The sequence below is a fragment of the Streptomyces sp. NPDC043853 genome, from assembly GCF_056436025.1.
Genome location: NZ_JBWKDJ010000003.1, coordinates 15,294 through 34,227, shown reverse-complemented (window position 1 = coordinate 34,227; position 18,934 = coordinate 15,294). Strand labels below are relative to the sequence as shown.

At 71.9% G+C, this 18,934-nt stretch carries 10 protein-coding genes and 2 tRNA genes; 9 read left to right on the top strand and 3 right to left on the bottom strand.

All coding sequences use genetic code 11. The features are described from left to right. Window positions 1-90: 90 nt before the first annotated feature. The 5 genes from AC067U_RS08865 to AC067U_RS08845 all read left to right on the top strand — a co-directional run bounded on the left by AC067U_RS08865 (window position 91) and on the right by AC067U_RS08845 (window position 12,674). Complete coding sequence (locus tag AC067U_RS08865) at window positions 91-3,051, top strand: FG-GAP-like repeat-containing protein (protein ID WP_478828967.1); 2,961 nt, start codon at window positions 91-93, stop codon at window positions 3,049-3,051. Between the two features lie 105 nt (window positions 3,052-3,156). Continuing rightward, entirely contained in the window at window positions 3,157-6,159 is a 3,003-nt protein-coding gene (locus AC067U_RS08860) for an FG-GAP-like repeat-containing protein (protein ID WP_478828966.1), read from the top strand. A gap of 232 nt (window positions 6,160-6,391) precedes the next feature. Further along, entirely contained in the window at window positions 6,392-9,325 is a 2,934-nt protein-coding gene (locus tag AC067U_RS08855) for an FG-GAP-like repeat-containing protein (protein WP_478828965.1), read from the top strand. A gap of 182 nt (window positions 9,326-9,507) precedes the next feature. Then, window positions 9,508-12,522, top strand: a complete 3,015-nt coding sequence (locus tag AC067U_RS08850) for an FG-GAP repeat domain-containing protein (RefSeq protein WP_478828964.1) — start codon at window positions 9,508-9,510, stop codon at window positions 12,520-12,522. Window positions 12,523-12,601: 79 nt separating this feature from the next. After that, a tRNA-Lys gene (locus tag AC067U_RS08845) sits at window positions 12,602-12,674 on the top strand. Window positions 12,675-12,722: 48 nt separating this feature from the next. On the opposite strand, the gene AC067U_RS08840 is transcribed toward AC067U_RS08845, so the two are convergent. Continuing rightward, a complete protein-coding gene (locus AC067U_RS08840; RefSeq protein WP_478829558.1) occupies window positions 12,723-13,304 on the bottom strand; it encodes a TetR/AcrR family transcriptional regulator in 582 nt (193 codons plus the stop codon). Between the two features lie 66 nt (window positions 13,305-13,370). Here AC067U_RS08840 and AC067U_RS08835 point away from each other — a divergent pair, with 66 nt between their 5' ends. The 4 genes from AC067U_RS08835 to AC067U_RS08820 all read left to right on the top strand — a co-directional run bounded on the left by AC067U_RS08835 (window position 13,371) and on the right by AC067U_RS08820 (window position 16,726). After that, window positions 13,371-13,859 (top strand): FBP domain-containing protein, encoded by a 489-nt coding sequence (locus AC067U_RS08835; protein WP_478828963.1) that lies wholly within the window; start codon window positions 13,371-13,373, stop codon window positions 13,857-13,859. A gap of 80 nt (window positions 13,860-13,939) precedes the next feature. Further along, a tRNA-Met gene (locus tag AC067U_RS08830) sits at window positions 13,940-14,013 on the top strand. A gap of 181 nt (window positions 14,014-14,194) precedes the next feature. Next, window positions 14,195-15,361, top strand: a complete 1,167-nt coding sequence (locus AC067U_RS08825) for a PP2C family protein-serine/threonine phosphatase (protein ID WP_478829557.1) — start codon at window positions 14,195-14,197, stop codon at window positions 15,359-15,361. 282 nt (window positions 15,362-15,643) lie between these two features. Next, a complete protein-coding gene (locus AC067U_RS08820; protein ID WP_478828962.1) occupies window positions 15,644-16,726 on the top strand; it encodes a M23 family metallopeptidase in 1,083 nt (360 codons plus the stop codon). Here the strand turns inward: AC067U_RS08820 and AC067U_RS08815 are convergent. Beyond that, complete coding sequence (locus AC067U_RS08815) at window positions 16,632-17,993, bottom strand: PrsW family intramembrane metalloprotease (RefSeq protein WP_478828961.1); 1,362 nt, start codon at window positions 17,991-17,993, stop codon at window positions 16,632-16,634. The genes AC067U_RS08820 and AC067U_RS08815 overlap by 95 nt on opposite strands. Window positions 17,994-18,057: 64 nt before the next feature. Further along, window positions 18,058-18,858 (bottom strand): tRNA (guanosine(46)-N7)-methyltransferase TrmB, encoded by an 801-nt coding sequence (trmB, locus tag AC067U_RS08810; RefSeq protein WP_478829556.1) that lies wholly within the window; start codon window positions 18,856-18,858, stop codon window positions 18,058-18,060. Window positions 18,859-18,934 lie beyond the last annotated feature (76 nt).

Below are 18,934 nucleotides of genomic sequence, written 5' to 3'. Positions count from 1 at the left end.
TACATCCCCGGGCGATCGCGGTGAGTCAGACCCTGCGGGCGTGTGCGCCACTCGCGTACGAGCGCCATCACTGCGATCACGGGGGGATCCTTGCTCCGCAGAACAACCGTGGCCGTTGCCGTCGCGGCGGCCGCCGCCACCGCACTGCCCTTGACAGCGGTCAACGTCACCACCGCGGTCGCCGCTCCGGCAGCGGGAGCCGAATACGTCGTCCCGGCCCGTACGGACCCGGACATCAGCGTGAAGCCGGTCCTGGCGAGTTCGCTCGGCTACGTCATGCCGGGCCGGACCCCCGGCAGCTACACCTGGCGCACCTACACCGATGCGCAGGGCACGCCGCTGGTGGTGCCCGCGGGCACGACGATCGCCGAGGGAGGGCCGAACTCCCTGGCGTTCGTGAAGAAGGCGACGGACTCCGAGCCGGCGGCGGTCACCTTCCGCGACATGCGCAACGGAGCCGAATCGACGCTCGCGCTGCCGGCCGGCCACACCTTCCAGGCGGTCGTGGGAGACGCCGTGCTCAGCTCGACCGCGGAGACCGGCGGCGCGCTGATGCACTGGCTCGTCCTGGAGAACGGCGCGATCGAGGACCGGCCCGTCACCGGGCTGCCCGCCGGCGCCGCCACCCTGAAGAGCCACAGTGCCTCCGGGGCCCTGGTCGAGGTCGGTGGGAAGTACTTCCACCTCACGCCCGCGGGCCGGACCCGTCCGTCACCGCAGGGGGTGCTCAGGGGCGACGCACTGGTCCAGGACCGGGGCTGGAACCCCGACCGGGACATCTGGGAAGCCGTCTCGAAGACCTGGGACACCCGCGGGTCACTCGCCGAAGAGGACGGCAAGGAGAGCCAGGGCGACGTCCTGGCCCTCGTCGGAGGCATGCTGCTCACGGACTGGTACTCGTACGACTGGGACACGGGTGACGGCCGGCAGGTGTTCACCGAGGCGACCTGGAGTCACGCGCTGCCGGGCGACCGGCTCGTCGTCGCGGCCAAGGCCCCGGACGGTCGGCACGCCGTCCATCTGGTTCACAAGCCCGCGCAGGGCACGGGCGCGCAGCTGACGAAGCTGCTCGACACCCCGATGGTCCCGCGCCAGATCCACAGCCTGGCGATGGACAACGGGGTGCTGCACACGGCCGAGACCGTCGCGACCAGGGCAAGGGTGGTGAGCAGGTACACCATGCCGTCCGCGGGGCTGCCGCAAGCCGGGTCCTGGGCGAGGGAGAGTGCGCCCTTCGGCCCCCTGCTGGACTGCGATGAGGACGCCTGCCCGACATCGGTCGCCGACGGTACGGGCGGAGTGATGTTCGCGCAGGGGCAGCCGGTCTACTTCGCACCCGGCGGGGAGAAGGCCGGCACTGCGGTCGGGGGCACCGGGGCGGTACCCGATACCCTCCAGGCGTCCGGCAGGTTCGCCGCGTATCTGCTGGGATCGGACCCCAAGCGGCCCGCCGAGGTCGTTTCGGGAGGCCGGAAGGTCCGCAGCATCGCGGCGCCGGGCGGGACGTTCGCGCTGTCGGGGGCCTGGCTGTGGCGGGAGCCGTCCGCGGGTGTGCTGGAGGCCGTGGACGTACGGACCGGGACGACGGTGCGCACCGAGCACCCGGCCGACTGCGACATCAAGGCGCTGGACGCCTGGGGGACGTCGGTCTACTGGAAGTGCGACGCCAAGTCCGGCGTGTACGACTTCGTGGCGAGGAAGAACGTGGCCTCGCTCCCCGCGCACAACTCCGCCCGCCTCGGCAACGGGTTCGTGGCGTGGGAGAAGGACGGGGTGGTGAAGTCCACCGACTTCCGGGGGACCACGGGGACCCGGGACATCGGCAAGCCGGCCGTCGCCGCCCACTCCCGGGGCTGGACGGTCGACCGGTATTCCGGCCGGATCGCCTTCCGCGACGCCGCGCACAACGTCCACGTGGTCGACGCGGGTGTGGTGAACGGGAACATCGCCGCGATCGACCGGAACACCTGGGACACCTTCAGGGAATACCGCAGCGCCAACTCCCACGAGCGCTACTGGACGGGTGCCTGGTACCTGAACAAGCCGGCGTCCTCGTGGACGCTGACCATCCGGCGGAAGGCGACCGGCGCGGTGGTCCGAACCTTCTCCGGTGCCGATGCCCGCGGTGTGATCAGCGCCTATTGGAGCGGCACGGACGCGAAGAACAAGCCGATTCCCAACGGCGTCTACGACTGGACGCTGACCGGCAAGCCGGCCGACGGTGCCGGCCCGGACCTGACGTCCACCGGCAGCCTGCGGATGACCGTGGCCGACCCGGTGAGCCGGGACCTGGCGGGTAACGACGGCGTCGGTGACCTGGTCACCCTGGACGGCAAGGGGTCGCTGACCTTCCACGGGGGCGACGGCAAGGGGGGCCTCGGCGGGCCGAAGGCGAAGGGGGACGGCTGGCCGACCACCTCCACGTTCGTGCCCTTCGGCGATCTGAACGGTGACCGGTGCAACGACGTGCTGGCCCGGAACGCGGCCGGTGAGCTGCGCTCCTACCAGCCCGCCTGCGGAGCCGCCGCCACGCCGGCCACGGCTTCGAAGCCGATCGGAAAGGGCTTCAACTCCTACGACCTCCTGATCTCGACGGGTGACGTCACGGGCAACCGGCGCGCCGACCTGCTGGCACGTGAGGCGGCCACCGGGGACCTGTATCTGTTCGCCCACGACGGGGTGGGCTCGCTGCAGGGACGGAGGAAGGTCTCCGGAGGCTGGAAGGGGTACAGGCAGGTGGTCGGGGCAGGTGACCTGAACGGTGACGGCCACGGGGACCTCCTCGCCGTGGATCCGGCGAACACGCTGTGGCGGTTCGACGGCGTGGGGAACGGCACGTTCAAGGCGCGCGTCCAGGTGAACGCCGCGGGCTGGGCGGCCGGCCGGGTGCAGTTCATCGGCGTCGGCGACATCACCGGTGACGGCAAGGCCGACATCGTCTCCCGCAACTCCGCGGGCGACCTGCTCCGCAACCACGGCGACGGCAAGGGCGGCCTGGCGGCCACCGTGAAGATCGCCACCGGCTTCGGCGGCTACAGAGGGGTCTTCTAGAGCTCTCGACGGGCCCCTACGGTGCCGGCGCGCCGTACGGGCCCGTCCCACGAACGATCACCGTCCCACGAACGATCACCGTCCCACGTCCCTGGGGGAAGCTTCATGCTGCGCAGAATCACCAGAGCGGCGGCCGTCGCCGTCGCCGCGGCCCTCACCACCGGGCTCGCCCCGGCCGCCACCGCCCCGGCCGTCGCCGCCGAGGCCCCGGCGGAGTTCGTCATCCCGGCTCGGCTCAAGGCCAACCCGTACGCGTACCCCGTGGCCGCGACCGACGACGGCTTCCTGCGGCCGGACCGGACCGGCTACGTGTGGACGAAATACGGCGAGACGCAGGGAACGCCCTTGTCCGACCCGCCCAAGGGGCAGGTCCTCGGCAGGGGTGCACACACCATCGCCTTCGCGGACGGCCAGACCGTGACCCTCCGGGACATGCGGGACGGTTCGCAGACGACGGTCACCGCCCCCGCGGGGCACACGGTGCACGGGGTGTCCGGGAACTCCGTCCTCACCACGGTCAAGGGCGGCGCCGGGGAGACCGTCCACTGGCTGACGCCGGAGGGCGGCGAGGTCATTGACCGTACGGTCACCGGTCTTCCGGCCTACTCGGGCGGCATGCGCTTCCAGGGTGCCGGCAGCCACGGCGCGCTCGTCGCGCTCGTCGTCGACGGTGCCGCGGCGTACTGGTGGGTGGACGGCGACGGAACCGCCCGACCCGGTCCGAAGAAGCGGACGAGGTGGGACGGCGATTTGTACGTCACGGGTGAATCGGTGATCGCGCCGTACGCGCCCCGGGAGCTCGACGGCCTCTGGAACTTCGCCGTCTGGGACACCAGGGGCGGCTTCGGCGAGGAGGACGCGAAGCACGTCAAGAGCCCGCTCGTGAGACCGGGCCGTGAAAACACGCTCGGCGTCGTCGGCGGGGAACTGCTCGTCAAGGACTGGTCGCCGGCGAAGGCGTACGCGCTTCCGCTCGACGGCAGCCCGTACCGCACGCTCCTCGACCCGTGGGAGGGTCGCCACGCCGCCACCCCGGACGGCCGTGTCGTGGCCGTCGACACCAAACCCGCCGTCGACCGGCCCGTCCAGCTCTTCCAGGCGGGCGCGGACGGCAAGGCGGTGGCCGTCCGGCAGGCCGACATCCCCCCGGTGGTCCAGGAGGCCCTGCCGATCGCGATGGACAACGGGCGCCTGTACAGCGCGGAGACCTACCCCAACCTCGACCACGCGGATCTGACCGAGTACGTGATGCCGGCCGCCGGCGCCCCCAAGGCGGGGCCCCGCAAGGGCCGCGGCTGGATTCAGGAACGGTGCGGTGTCGCGGTCGCGCCGAACAACTGCTTCCCGCTCGTCGCCGCGGGTGACGGCCGCGTGTTGTACCGGCGGACCGCGTTCGAGGGCTTCAACCAGGCGAGCCCCGGGAGACAGACGCACGACCCGATCTCCGTGCCGGCGGTCAGGGACAGCATCCAGGCGTCCGGCAGGTTCGCGGCGTACCAGGTCAGCACGGACCCCGTCGGCCAGGCCGGGATCTTCGACCTGGACAAGCGGAAGCCGCTCCGTACGATCCCGGTCTCCGGCGGTACCTTCGCGCTGTCCGGGTACTGGCTGTGGCGGGAGACGTCCCCCGGTTCGGTCGAGGCGGTGGACGTCCGGTCCGGGGCGGTCGTGCGCACCGAGACCATCGCCACCTGCGACATCAAGGCGCTCGAAGCCTGGGGTTCGTCCGTCTACTGGAAGTGCGACGGGACGTCCGGGGTGTACGACACGGGGACCAAGGCGAACGCGCAGCTGCCTGCGCACAACTCCGCCCGCCTGGGCAACGGCTTCGTCGCCTGGGAGCGGGGCGGCGTGGTCAGCTCCACCGCCCTGCGGGGTGCCGGAGGCACCCGGGAGATCGGCAGGCCGCGCGACCCCGGGGCCGGCAAGGGCTGGACCGTCGACAAGTACTCCGGGCGGATCGCCTGGACCGACGCGGGGCACGCGGTGCACGTGGTCGACGCCGGGGTCCCGAACGGCAACATCGTCGCGATCGACCGGGACACCCCCGCGGCCTTCGATGCCGCGGCCGGCACGAAAACCTGGTCCCCGGCCTGGTTCCTGAACAAGCCCGCCGCCTCGTGGACCCTCACCATCCGGGCCAAGGGGAACGGCGCCGTGGTCCGCACGATCTCCGGGACGGACGCGCGCGGCGCGGTCCGCACCACCTGGGACGGCAAGGACGGGGCGGGCAAGCCCGTGCCCGGCGGGCCCTACGACTGGACGCTGACCGGCAAGCCGGCCGACGGCCAGGGCCCCGATCTGAAGTCGACCGGATCGCTGGAGTTCTCCGACGGCGGTGCGGCCCGCCGTGACTTCCTCGGGAAGGACGCGTACGGCGACCTCTTCACCCTGGACACCAAGGGCAACCTGAGCATCCACAGCGGCAGGGGCTACTTCGGGACCAAGGTGACCGGCGCCGGCTGGCCGGCCACCTCCACCTTCGTCCCGTTCGGCGACCTCGATGCGGACCTCTGCAACGACGTCTTGGTCCGCAACGCGGCGGGCGAGCTCCGCGCGTACCGGGCGGCCTGCGGTACGGCGGTGACCCCGGCCACGCCCTCGAAGGTGATCGGGACCGGCTGGCAGCAGTACGACGTGCTCACGGGCCCCGGTGACGTCACCGGCGACGGCCGCCAGGACCTCCTCGCCCGCCAGGCCGCCACGGGCGACCTGTACCTGTACGCGGCGGACGGCACCGGCGGGTTCAAGGCCCCGGTGAAGACGGCCGGGAACGCCAGGCAGTACCGGCAGGTCTTCGGTGCCGGAGACGTGAACGGCGACCGGAACGGGGACTTCTTCGCCGTGGACGGCGCGAACACGCTGTGGCGCTTCGACGGCTCAGGCAACGGCGCGTTCAAGCCGCCGGTCCAGGTCAACGCGAACGGGTGGGCCACCGGCCGGAACAGCTTCACCGGCGTCGGCGACCTCAACGCGGACGGAATCCCCGACCTCGTCTCCCGCAACGCCAAGGGCGAGCTGCTCCGCAACAACGGCGACGGCAAGGGCGGCCTGCAGGCCACCGTCCCGCTGCCGGGCACCTTCGGAACGTACAAGGCCATCTTCTAGCGGCTGAGGAAGGGCCCGTACGACACCTCGGCGTCGTACGGGCCCTTCCGATTGCCGTGGACCCGCATGAAGCCGTGAACATGCATGAAGCCGTGAACACGTATGAAACGGAAAGCTGTATATCACTTTCGTGATCGTGTACATCCCTGGGTGATCCAGGCGAGTCAGACCCTGCGAGCGTGTGCGCGACTCGCGTACGAGCGCCGTCAAACGTCTTCATCAGGGGATCGCTTTGCTGCGTAGAACAACCGTGGCCGTCGCCGTCGTCGCGGCCGTCACCACGGCTCTTCCGCTGGCCGTGGCCACTTCGGCTGCCGCCGTCGAGGTACCGCCCCTCTCCGAGTACGTCATCCCGGCCCGGACCCTTGGCACCGGTTCCTCGCTCGTCGCCGTGAACACCACCGGCTTCCTCCGTACGGGCCGCGACGCCGGCACGTACCTGTGGACCAAGTTCGGTGAGGACAAGGCGACGCCCTTCCCGAACCAGCCCGCCGGCCGGGCCGTGCAGGCCGATCACGCCACCATCGCGTTCGTCGACACCACGGCCACGGGCACCACGGTCGTCTTCCGCCAGACGTCCCCCGCGCCCGACACCGTCATCACCACCCCGCAGGGGCACGAGTTCCGGGCCGTGGCCGGACAGGCCGTCCTCACCGTCACCAAGTCCGGCGAGTCCGAGGTGCTCCACTGGCTGACCCGGGGCGAGGACGGCCGGCTGAAGGACGCCGTCATCTCCGGCCTGCCGGCCGGCGCGATCCGCGTGGACGGCAGCAACGCCATCGGCGCGCAGGTCCTCGTCGGGGACAAGGCGTACTGGGTGAACCACCACGGTTCGGCCCTCCCCCTGACCGCCGCGGGCAAGGTCAAGGGCAACTGGCTCGTCCGCGAGGAGTCGTGGGCCGAGGGCGACCTCAACCGCGTGTACAAGTACACCGCGCTGGACACCCAGACCATGTCGGGCGAGAAGTCCGTCACCAAGTCCAGCGAGACCGGCGGCTGGGACGTCGTCGGCGCCGCGGGCAAGGACCTGCTCCTGCACAAGGACGGCAAGCTCACCGCCGAGCGACTGGGCGGCAACGAGTCCCGTGTCCTGCTCGACGGGGCGATCCCCCAGTCCATCGGCCTCTCGGACGGCCGCGTCCTGGTGATCGGCGGCACGCCGAGCGACCAGGCCGCGCACTTCGTGCAGCCCACCGAGGCGGGCACCCTCTTCGTGCAGCGGATGGCCTCGACCACGGAGCCGGTCGAGTTCAAGCGGATGGCCGTGGAGAACGGCCGCCTCGTCACCAGCGACGGCCACCCCTCGCCCAAGCCGCTGCTGAGCCGCTACACGATGGCCGCCGCCGGCGCCCCGCAGGCCGGCGCGTGGAAGGGCTGGGGCTGGCCGCAGAGCGACGAGGAGCTCGTCCCCACCGGCGAGGGCGCCCTCGTGTACGGCGGAGGCTCCTCCTACCTGCCCGCCAACAGCAACACGCACCTCACGAACGCCTCGGTGAAGCCCGTCCCGGGCACCGTCCAGGCGTCCGGCCGCTTCCAGGCGTACCTGCTGAGCACGGATGCGTCGCAGCCGGTGGAGGTCTTCGACCTGGACAAGCGGAAGCACGTCAGCAAGATCACGGCACCCGGCGGAACGTTCGCGCTCTCCGGCTACTGGCTGTGGCGGGAGGCCTCCAAGGGCGTTCTGGAGGCCGTGGACGTCCGTACCGGCACGGTGGTCCGCAAGGACAACGTCGCCCTCTGCGACATCAAGGCGCTGGAGGCCTGGGGTTCGTCCGTCTTCTGGAAGTGCCAGGGCGACGCCGGTGTCTACGACACCGCCACGAACACCACCGTCGCGCAGCTGCCCACGAACAGCACCGTACGGCTGGGCAACGGGTTCGTCGTCTGGGAGAAGGACGGTGTGCTGAAGTCCACCGACCTGCGCGGCGACACCGGGACCCGGGTGATCGGCAAGCCGGTCAACGCGGCCGTCGGTGTGGGCTGGGCGGTCGACAAGTACTCCGGCCGGATCGCGTACGCGGACGCCGGCTGGGCCGTGCACATGGTGGACGCGGGTGTGGCGGGCGGCAACATCGCCGCCATCGACCGGGAGACCCCGGCCGCCCACGACCTCGCGGGCGGGACGAAGTCCTGGTCCGGCGCCTGGTTCCTGAACAAGCCCGCCTCCACCTGGACGCTCACCATCCGCGCCAAGGCGGGCGGCGCGGTGGTCCGTACGATCAACGGCACCGACGCGCGCGGCGCCGTCCGGGCCGCCTGGGACGGCAAGGACGCCCAGGGCCGCCTCGTCGGCAACGGCGCCTACGACTGGACGCTGACCGGCAAGCCGGCCGACGGGCAGGGTCCGGAGCTGAAGTCCACCGGCGCCGTCCAGCTGACCGGCGGCTCCGCCGTGCACCGCGACTTCGCGGGCAAGGACGGCTTCGGCGACCTGGTCACCCTGGACAACAGCGGCAACCTGGCCTTCCACGCCGGTGACGGCAAGGGCGGTCTCAGCGGCGCGAAGGTGACCGGCGCGGGCTGGCCCACCACCTCCACCGTCGTCCCCTTCGGCGACGTCAACGGGGACCGCTGCAACGACACCCTGGTCCGGAACTCGGCGGGCACGCTGCGCGCGTACCAGCCGGCCTGCGGGACGGCCGTGACCCCGACCACGGGCAACACGTGGCTGGGCACCGGCTTCAACACCTACGACGTGCTGACCTCGGCCGGTGACGTGACCGGTGACGGGCGCGCGGACCTCCTGGGCCGGCAGGCGAGCACGGGCGACCTGTACCTGTTCGCGCACGACGGCAAGGGCGCCCTCAAGGCGGGCGTGAAGGTCTCCGGCGGCTGGAAGTCGTACCGGCAGGTCGTCGGCGCCGGTGACCTGAACGGCGACGGCCGCGGGGACCTGCTCGCGGTGGACGGCGCCAACACCCTGTGGCGGTTCGACGGCGTAGGCAACGGCACCTTCAAGGCCCGAGTCCAGGTCAACGGCGCGGGCTGGGCGGCCGGACGTGCCCTGGTCGTCGGCACCGGCGACATCTCCGGCGACGGCAAGGCCGACCTGATCTCCCGCAACGCGGCCGGCGAGCTGCTCCGCAACAACGGCGACGGCAAGGGCGGCCTGCTGGCCACCACGAAGATCGCCACCGGCTTCGGCGGCTACAAGGGCATCCACTAGCCACATCTGACGGGCCCGTACGACATCCGATCCGGTGTCGTACGGGCCCGTTCCGCCTCCGGCAGCCGAGGGGCAAGCGGAAACCCGCTCACCTCCGACGGCAACCACGGCAACGGCACGGGTGGGCTGCACTCCACCACCAAGATCGTGGTGCCGGTCAACCTCAAGGGACGGCTCTCCTGATGAACAAGACGATACTGCGCCGCAGCGCGACGGCCGCGACGGCCCTCGCGGCCCTGGCCACGGCCGTACCGGCCGTCATGGCACCGGCCGTGGCGGTGGCCGCCCCGGCGGACGAGATCGTGACGACGCCCATCCACTCCGACCGTGAGGTCGTGGCCGCCACGGCGGAGGGATTCGCCACCAAGGGGGAGAGCGGCCACCTGTGGTGGGCCTTCGGCAGGACCGGGAGCGTGCCGCTCACCTCCCCCGGCCCGGGCAACCTCACCCCGCTCATGGCGGGCCCGCACACGCTCGCCTTCCGCGACACTGCCGGCTCCGGCACCGTGTACCTGCGCGACATGCGGGACGGCGCCACCCGGACGATCGCCGTCCCCGCCGGCCACCAGGTCATGGGCGTGTTCGGCGAGGCGGTGCTCACCTCGACCACCGCGGCGTCCGTGAAGACCCTGCACTGGCTCACCACCGACGGCCGGGCGACCAAGGACACCCCGGTCAAGCCCCTTCCGTACAACCGCCAGGGCTGGAACCACGCCGGCCAGGGCAACATGCGTGGCGCCCAGGTGCACGACGGTCTCGGCAAGAGCATCTGGGTCGGCCTCTCGGGCGAGGTCCGGACCCTCCCGGACGACACCGACCTCCGGGGCGACTGGCTCGTCCGCCACATCGACGGGGACGTCGGACGGCCGCCGCTGGACTTCTCGGTCTGGAAGCTCGACGGCCCCCTCGGCGAGGACGACGCACGGCACGTCGCCGACCCCGGCAGCTCCGAACACGGGCCTCTCACGGTCGGTGTCGTGGGCGACGAGCTGATCCTCCGGCACGAGGACGGCGTGCTGTACGCCGTCCCGCTGAACGGGGGCCCCGCCCGGCAACTGCTGAAGGGCGTGGCCGGTGTCCGACCGCTCGCCGACGGCCGGGTCGTCACGACCAGCGGAACCGGGGTCGGCCTGAAGGCCCACGCCGTCACAGCGGGCCCGGACGGCAAGGCCGTACTGGGCACGCCGGTGGTCGACACGAAGTTCCGGGGCCTGGCGGTCCACGGAATGACCATGCAGAACGGAGAGCTGTACACGCTCAACGCGGTGGCCGGCGGAGGCTCGTCCATCCGCGCGTACGGGGCGTCCGGTGGGTGGCACGCGGACACCGGAGGTGCCTGGACCACTCCGGGAGACGCCAGGGTTCCCGGTGAGACACCCGCGACGCCGTGCCGGCCCGGGCAGCCGTGCGGGGAACTGACGGCCACCGGCCACGGGCGGGTGGTGTACCGGGGGGCGACGGAGCTGTACACCCAGGGCCACCAGTCCACCGTGCGGTACACCGGGGCGAAGCCCGCCGCCCCTGACGGCATCCAGGCCACGGGCCGGTACGCCGCGTACCGGCCCGCCGGGGACACCACCGGGCAGGTGGAGGTCCTCGACCTGGAGAAGAAGCAGAAGGTCCGGACGCTCCCCGCCCCCGGCGGGACTTTCGCCCTGGCCGGTGCCTGGGTGTGGCGGGAGAAGGCGCCCGGCACCCTGGAGGCGCTCGACGTCCGCACCGGAAAGACCACCCGCACGGACGTCCTCGCCTCCTGCGACATCAAGACCCTGGAGGCGTGGGCCACCTCCGTCTACTGGAAGTGCGACAAGGAGTCCGGGGTCTACGACACCGGGACCGGGAAGAGCAGCCCGCTGCCCGCCCATACCTCGGCCCGGCTGGGCAACGGTTTCGTGGTCTGGGAGGCGGGCGGCACGCTGAAGTCCAAGGACCTGCGCGGAACCACCGGCACCCGGGACATCGGCAAGCCGGCCGACCCCGCGCCGGGCCGCGGCTGGACGGTGGACCGGTACACCGGCCGCATCGCCTACGCCGACGCGGACCAGCAGGTCCACATCGTCCACTCCGGAGTCGCCCGACCTCCGCTGGGCCTGGTGGACGCGGACGTTCCGACGACGGTCGACTTCGCCCGGAGGGAACAGTGGCGGCCCAGGCTGTGGCTGAACTCGATGGCCGGCGCGTACTGGAAGCTGGAGGTCAAGGACAAGAACGGCAAGGTCGTCGACGTCGACGAGCCCCAGCCCGAGAGCGAACCGCACCCGTTCAAGGGGTACTTCGACTCCGCGGACCTGAGCTCGTCCCTGCCCAACGGAACCTACTCCTGGACCTTGACGCTGTCGGACAGTGCCGGCAGCAAGACCCCCCAGCTCGCCAGGTCCGGCAAGGTCACGGTGGCCGGAGTGCCCAACCGCCGCAGCTACACCATGGACCACCTCTGGAGGAACGCCCACCTGTTCGTCAAGGACAGCAAGGGACAGGTCAGTCTCGACCCGCTGTGGAAGGGCTCGGGCGGCACCGGAGTCGGGACCCGGATCCCGCTCGGCACGTGGGACAAGAACGCCACCTTCGTGCCGTTCGGCGACATGAACGGCGACCGGCGCAACGAGGTCCTCGTCCGCAACTCCGCGGGCGAGCTCCGCTCGTACGCGCCGGACTGGAACGGCAAGTTCAGCCAGGCCGGCCCGTCGCGGCTGATCGGCACCGGCTGGGGCCAGTACGACGTCCTCACCTGGCCCGGTGACGTGACCGGTGACAAGCTCCCCGACCTGGTCGCCCGCAAGACCACCACCGGAGACCTCTACCTGTACGCGGCCGACGGCGCGGGCAGGTTCAAGGCCCCGGTGAAGCTCGCCGGGAACTTCAAGCAGAGCAAGCAGGTGGTCGGCGCCGGCGACCTGAACGCCGACGGGCACGGCGACCTGATCACGGTGGACGGCACCGACACGCTCCGGATCCACCCGGGCGCGGGCAACGGCACGTTCAAGGCCGCCGTCCAGCTGAACGCCAAGGGGTGGGCCGCCGGCCGGAACGTGTTCATCGGGGTGGGCAACGTCGACGGCGACTGGAGGCCCGACCTGCTGTCCCGCAACACCGCGGGCGAACTCCTGGTCAACCTCGGCACGGGCGGTCTGTCCCTCGGTCCGACCCTGAAGATCGAGTTCGCCTCCGGGTACGGCGGCTACGCGGGGATCTACTAGTGACACACCTGCCGCCCGTCGGCCGATACCCGATCGGCTGACGGGCGGTGTCCGGCTATGCTCTGGGGAGAGCACGCCAGGGCCATTAGCTCAATTGGCAGAGCAGTGGACTTTTAATCCATTGGTTGTCGGTTCGAGTCCGACATGGCCTACCGCTCGCACAGCGCCCCGACCGGGATCCGGTCGGGGCGCTGTGGCGTTCAGGCGGGGACGTGCCGGGGCCAGTTGACCAGGGCCGTGTGCAGGGCCTCCAGTACGGCGGGCCAGGAGGCGTCGGGGGAGCGGGGCGCCCGGAAGGCCGCCGCGGCCTCCAGGGCGGCGAAACCGTGCAGGGTGCTGCGGAGCAGGCGGACCGCGTCGGTGAGGTCCGGCTCGGCGAGCTCGTACGCGCGGAAGAGCGCGTAGGTGTACTCGATCATGAGACGGTGGCCGGGCGACGCGGCGGTGAGCTCCGGGGCGAGCGGGAACTGGGTCGCGGCATAGCGGCCCGGGTGCTCCACGGCGTAGGCACGGTAGGCGGTGGCGAAGCCGGCCAGGGCGTCCCTGCCCGAGCGGCCGGCCAGGGCGGCGCCGAGGCGGTCGGCGAACTCGGCCGCGCAGCGGACGGCCAGCCGCTCCCGCAGGTCCTGGAGGCCGCGGACGTGGGAGTAGAGGCTCGCGTCCTTGACGCCGAAGCGACGGGCGAGCGCCGAGACGCTGATCCTGTCGAAGCCGGCGGAGTCCGCCAGCTCGGCGGTCGCCTCGACGATGCGGTCAGGTGTGAGTCCGGCCCGTACGGCCATGGACACCTCGCTTCCTTGGGTCGTTAATGAATTGCCTAGGGGTCCTAGGCAGCCTAGCGTGTCGGCATGAAGGCACTGACCGAGACCGAGATCCGCAGTTCGTTCGTCAACTGCTCCAAGGGCGAGGCGGCCCGCCTGCCCATGCCCAGGGACCTGGCCGAGCGCCCCTGGGAGGACCTGGACTTCCTCGGCTGGCGCGATCTGTCCGCACCCGACCGCAGCTATCTCGTCACCGGGCACGAGGGCCGGACCACCGGCATCACCCTCCGCTTCCCGTCGGCCAAGCGCGGTTTCCTGCACCGCAGCATGTGCTCGCTCTGCCTGACCACCCACCCCGGCAGCGGGGTCTCCCTGATGACCGCCCGCAAGAGCGGCAAGGAGGGGCGCGAGGGGAACTCGGTCGGCATCTACCTCTGCACCGACATGGACTGCTCCCTCTACGTCCGGGGGAAGAAGCAGCCGGAGCCGGGCGGGCGGTTCGAGGAGTCCCTGACGGTGGACCAGCAGATCGAGCGGATGACCCGGAACCTGGCCGGATTCCTCGCCAAGCTGTAGCGCGGAGGGGCCCGTACGGCCGGCCCGGAACGTAATTGGCGGCGAAGGGCTCCCGGATAGCGTAAGGTGGTGTTCACCGACGCGGGGTGGAGCAGCTCGGTAGCTCGCTGGGCTCATAACCCAGAGGTCGCAGGTTCAAATCCTGTCCCCGCTACTCAGTACGAGGCCCGGATCCGGATGCGTGAAGCATCGGGATCCGGGCCTTCGTCGTTCCCCCGTCCCCGCCCGGTCGGTCATCACGTGCCTGCCCGGCCGGTGATCACTCGTTCGGATCCCCTCCGGTCGCCCCGGTCCCTTCCGTGGCCCCAGCCTTGACCGAGGGATGGGAGACGACCGTGGCGGGTGGTGAGGGCGGCGCCGGGGCCGGGACCCGGCTGACACGGCGGCTGGTCCGCGTGCTCCCCGCCCTGCTGATCGTGCTCGGGCTGCTCTTCGACCTGCTGTCCCCGCCCAGCTTCACCGGATCACCGTTCTTCTCCGCCGCCCCCCTGGTAGCCGCTCCCCTCCATTCGCTCCGCGCCACCGTCCTGACCGGGGTACTCGCCTGCGCCGCCGTCTTCGGCCTCCATGTGCACTACGGCGACCCCTGGGCGGTGGAGTCGCTCACCGACCTGGCCACCGTGGCCACGGTCTCCGGGCTGGCGGTCCTGATCAACCGGGTGGTCCGGCGCAGCGGCGAGCGGCTCGCCTCCGCGCGCGGCATCGCCGAGGTGGCCCAGCGGGCCCTGCTGCCCACACCGGCCTCGCGCATCGGTGGACTGCAGGTCGCCGCCCGCTACGAGGCCGCCGAGGCCGACGCGTTCATCGGCGGGGACCTGTACGCCGTCCAGGACACCCCGTACGGAGTGCGGGTGGCCGTGGGAGACGTACGGGGCAAGGGGCTGGGTGCCGTCGAGGCGGTCGCCGTGGTGCTCGGCGCGTTCCGGGAGGCGGCCGAGCAGGAGTCCAGTCTGGAAGGGGTGGCGCAACGGCTGGAGCGGGCGCTCGCCCGGGAGGGCACCCGGCGGGACTCGCTGGACTCGGTGGAGGGGTTCACCACCTGCGTGCTGGCCGAGATCCCGCGCGGGGCGTCCGTGGTGCGCACGGTGAACCGCGGCCATCCGGAACCGCTGCTGCTGTTGCCGGACGGGGAGGTGCGGCGGCTCGCTCCGGCCGAACCAGCCCTGCCGCTGGGCATGGGGGCGCTGGGGGCCTGGCCGGACCGGGCCGAGGAACGGGAGTTCCCGGCCGGGGCCACGCTGCTGCTCTACACCGACGGGCTCAGCGAGGCGCGGGACGCCACCGGCGGCTTCTACGACCCGGCGGCGCGACTGCGCGGGCGGATCCACCCCGGGCCGGAAGAGTTGCTGGGCGCGCTCATCGCGGACGTACGCCGCCATACGCGCGGCGGGGCCACGGACGACATGGCGCTGCTGGCGGTCACCCGGCAAGCGGAGGGGACGGGGCAGCGCCAGCGGAGCCGGCGACGCGGCGTCCAGGGTCTCCATCATCACGGCGAGTAGTCACAAGAGCGCTCTGCGGCACCAAGTCTGATGGTGCGTCACATACTGTTCATGGCCGAGAGTATGCCGAAATGAGCTGTGAAATGACCCGGTTGGTGGTGGATACGGAGGGAATGGTCGGCCCAAACCTGGCCAGGGAATGGCCGATTGGCGGGAACGATCAATCGCGACAGCTTGGAATCATGCACCCCTGTCTATTACCGTTCGATAACGCAGCGCGGTCGTCCCAACCGTCGCAACAGGCGGCACCGTGCGCGTGCGCGCCGGAAGGAGTGCATCCCGGTGGAAGGCAACGAGAACCCCGAGCAGCCCTCCTCCGGTGCCTGGGGCGAATGGAACCCCACCGAGGACTCCGCCCGTCCGGTACGCGGCCGACACCGGGTGACCCGCCAGCGCGGCGGACTCGCCCGCAGCTCCACCGTCCTGGGCGTCGGTGTGATCGCGGCCGTGGGCGCGAGCGGCATAGCCACCGCGCAGGACCGCCCCCAGGTCGCCATATCCCTGCCCTCGCTGGATGCCGTGGGCGACGCTGCGGGCCAGGTGGCCGGCGAGGTCGCCGAGATGGCCGACAAGGCCGGGCTCCGGGACGCGGACGACGGCAGGGGCGGCAACGTCGGCGGCCGGCAGGCCGGACCCGCTCCGTTCATCCCCCGGCAGGCAGACGGCGCCGCCGACCGGGTCGCCGCCTCGGGCTCCGACGCCGGTGAGGCGCTCCGCCACCGCATCCTCCAGCAGGCCGAGTCCCAGCAGGACGCCGCCGCGGCCGCCGAACTGCTCGCCGCGGAGCGCGCCGCGCAGGACGCCGCCGCCGCGGAGGCGAAGGCCAAGCAGGACGCCGCGCGGAAGACGGCCGACGAGGCCGCCCGGAAGGCGGCCGAGGAGGCGGCGCAGAAGGCCGCCGAGGAAGCCGCCCGCAAGGCCGCCGAGGAGAAGGCGGAGGCCGAGCGCGCGGCCAAGCCGGCCACCGGCTCCTACTCCCTGCCGACCTCCTCCTACACGCTCACCTCCCACTACGGGGACGCCGGCTCCATGTGGTCCTCCGGGCACCACACCGGCCTCGACTTCGCCGCGCCGACCGGTACCCCGGTCAAGGCGGTCCACGGCGGCACGATCACCTCGGCGGGCTGGTCCGGGGCCTACGGCTACCGGATCGTGCTCAAGCTCGCCGACGGCACCGAGATCTGGTACTGCCACCTCTCCTCGATGTCGGTGACCTCCGGCCCGGTGAGCACCGGCCAGACCATCGGCCGGGTCGGTGCGACCGGCAACGTCACCGGGGCCCATCTGCACCTGGAAGTGCGTACGGCCGGGGGCTCGACCCTGGATCCGCTGTCCTGGCTGGAGTCCAGGGGCCTGAACGTCTAGCGACCGGCAGCCGCACGGGCCGGGGCGCGGGCTGGACGGGGTCTTCCGCCGGGAGCAGCTCCTCCAGCGCCGCCGCCCGGACCAGTGCCGGGCCGGCCACCGGCCGGTGCAGCCACATCCGTTCCAGCAGATCCCGCTCCCGCTCGGTGAATTCCGGTACCCGCGCCGGGCCGCCGCGCCGCGCCCGGTGCCGCAGCAGCGCGAGCTGCGCCGCGTCCGCCTGGTAGGCGGCCAGCGCCCGTCCCCCCGTACGACCGCCCGTCCGCCGGGCCAGGACGCGGGCCAGTGACCGGGCCGGCATCGAGGTCAGCGCCGGGATCTCGGCCGGGGCCAGCCAGCCCGCCGCCGCGTAGACCGCCAACTCGCTGGTCATCGTACGCAGTTGGCGCCGACGGGTGGCCAGGGCCAGCCAGACCAGCAGCCCGAACGCCGGGACCATCACGGAGCCGTACACCACGTAGAAGCCGTACTCGCCCAGCTCCGAGGAGCTGTTCCAGAGCGCGTGCACGCCCATCGCGAGCACGAGTCCCGCCAGCGGCAGACCCACCCGCCCCGAACGGCGTGAGCAGAGCGCGGCAGCGCCGAAGCCGAGGCCGGTGAGCACCGTGAACAGCGGATGCGCGAAGGGCGACAGCATGATCCGCACGAAGAAGGTCGCGGCCGTCAGCGAGTCGAGCACGCCGATACCGCTGCCGAGGTCCTCGCCGAAGGCGTTGCCGAGGTAGAGGATGTTCTCGGTGAAGGCGAAACCGGTCGCGGTGAATCCGGCGAGGACGATCCCGTCGGTGAGGCCGCTCAGCCGCCGCCTCCGGAACAGGAACACCAGCAGCAGGGCCGCCGCCTTCGCGGACTCCTCCACCACCGGGGCGATCGCGACCGAGCCGAGCTGGTCCGCGTCGGAGGGGTCGGTGGTGGCGCCGGCTATCCACTCCGTCGCGAAACTGTTGGCCAGTATGGCGATCAGCGCGGCCGCACAGGCTCCCCAGCCGAACGCGTAGAGCAGGTGCGGCCAGGGGCCGGGCGCGACCCGGCCCAGCCACCGGAACGCCGCCATGAGCAGCGGCACCGGCAGCAGGGCGAGACCCAGCCCGACGAAGAAACCGGCGGTGCCGGTCTCCTCCCGGACCAGCTCCAGGATGGCGGCCCCGGAAACGGCGAGCAGGCCGAGGAGCACACACGTACGGACCGTGCCCGACGGGCGCGCGAGAACGTCACGGGCGGCAAGCAGGGCGCGGACCGCCGCGCCGCCCAGCGCTCGGACCTCCATGCCGTCACAGTAACGAGCGCCTCCGACACGTGCGGTGACGTACCGGTGGATTCGCCGGTCGGGGTCAGTTCCCGTCGTTCGGGGTGCGCCGGAAGAGCAGGTCGTGTACGACGTGCCCCTTGTCGAGCCCCTGCCCCTCGAACCGGGTCAGCGGCCGGAACGCCGGACGCGGTGCGAAACCGCCGTCCTCCTGCGTGTTCTCGAAGTCCGGGTGCGCGGTGAGTACTTCGAGCATCTGCTCGGCGTACGGCTCCCAGTCGGTGGCGCAGTGCAGCACGGCACCGGGCGCCAGCCTGGTCGCGGCGAGGCTGAGGAACTCCGGCTGGATCAGCCGGCGCTTGTGGTGCCGCTTCTTGGGCCACGGGTCCGGGAAGTAGACGCGCATCCCGGCGAGGGAGTCCGGTGGCAGCATCTCGCGGAGCAGGATGATCGCGTCGCCGTTGGCGACCCGGACGTTGGTGAGGCCGTTCCGCTCGGCGAGGGCCAGCAGGTTGCCCTGGCCGGGGGTGTGCACGTCGGCGGCGAGGACGCCGGTGTCCGGGTCGTCGGCGGCCATCTGGGCGGTGGCCTCACCCATGCCGAAGCCGATCTCCAGGACCACGGGCAGCCCGTCGAACAACTTCTCGAGATCGATGACCGAGCGACCGTCGATGTCCAGGCCCCAGGTGGTCCAGAGCCGCCGCAGGGCGTCCTCCTGCCCGGTGGTCACCCGGCTGCGCCGCGGCTGGAAGCTGCGGATCCGCCGCTCGTGGTGCGATCCGGCGGGGTCGGGCGCGGGCCCTTCCGGCCCGAACCGAGACTCGGTGCGCCAGCGGGGCGGTGTGTACGGGGGCGCCTCCGGCGCCTCGACGGGAAGATCCGCGATGTCGACATCCGCGACGCGGGCCGACTGCTCCACGCCGTCGGCGCCGGGCTGGGAATTCAGGGACTCAGACACAGTG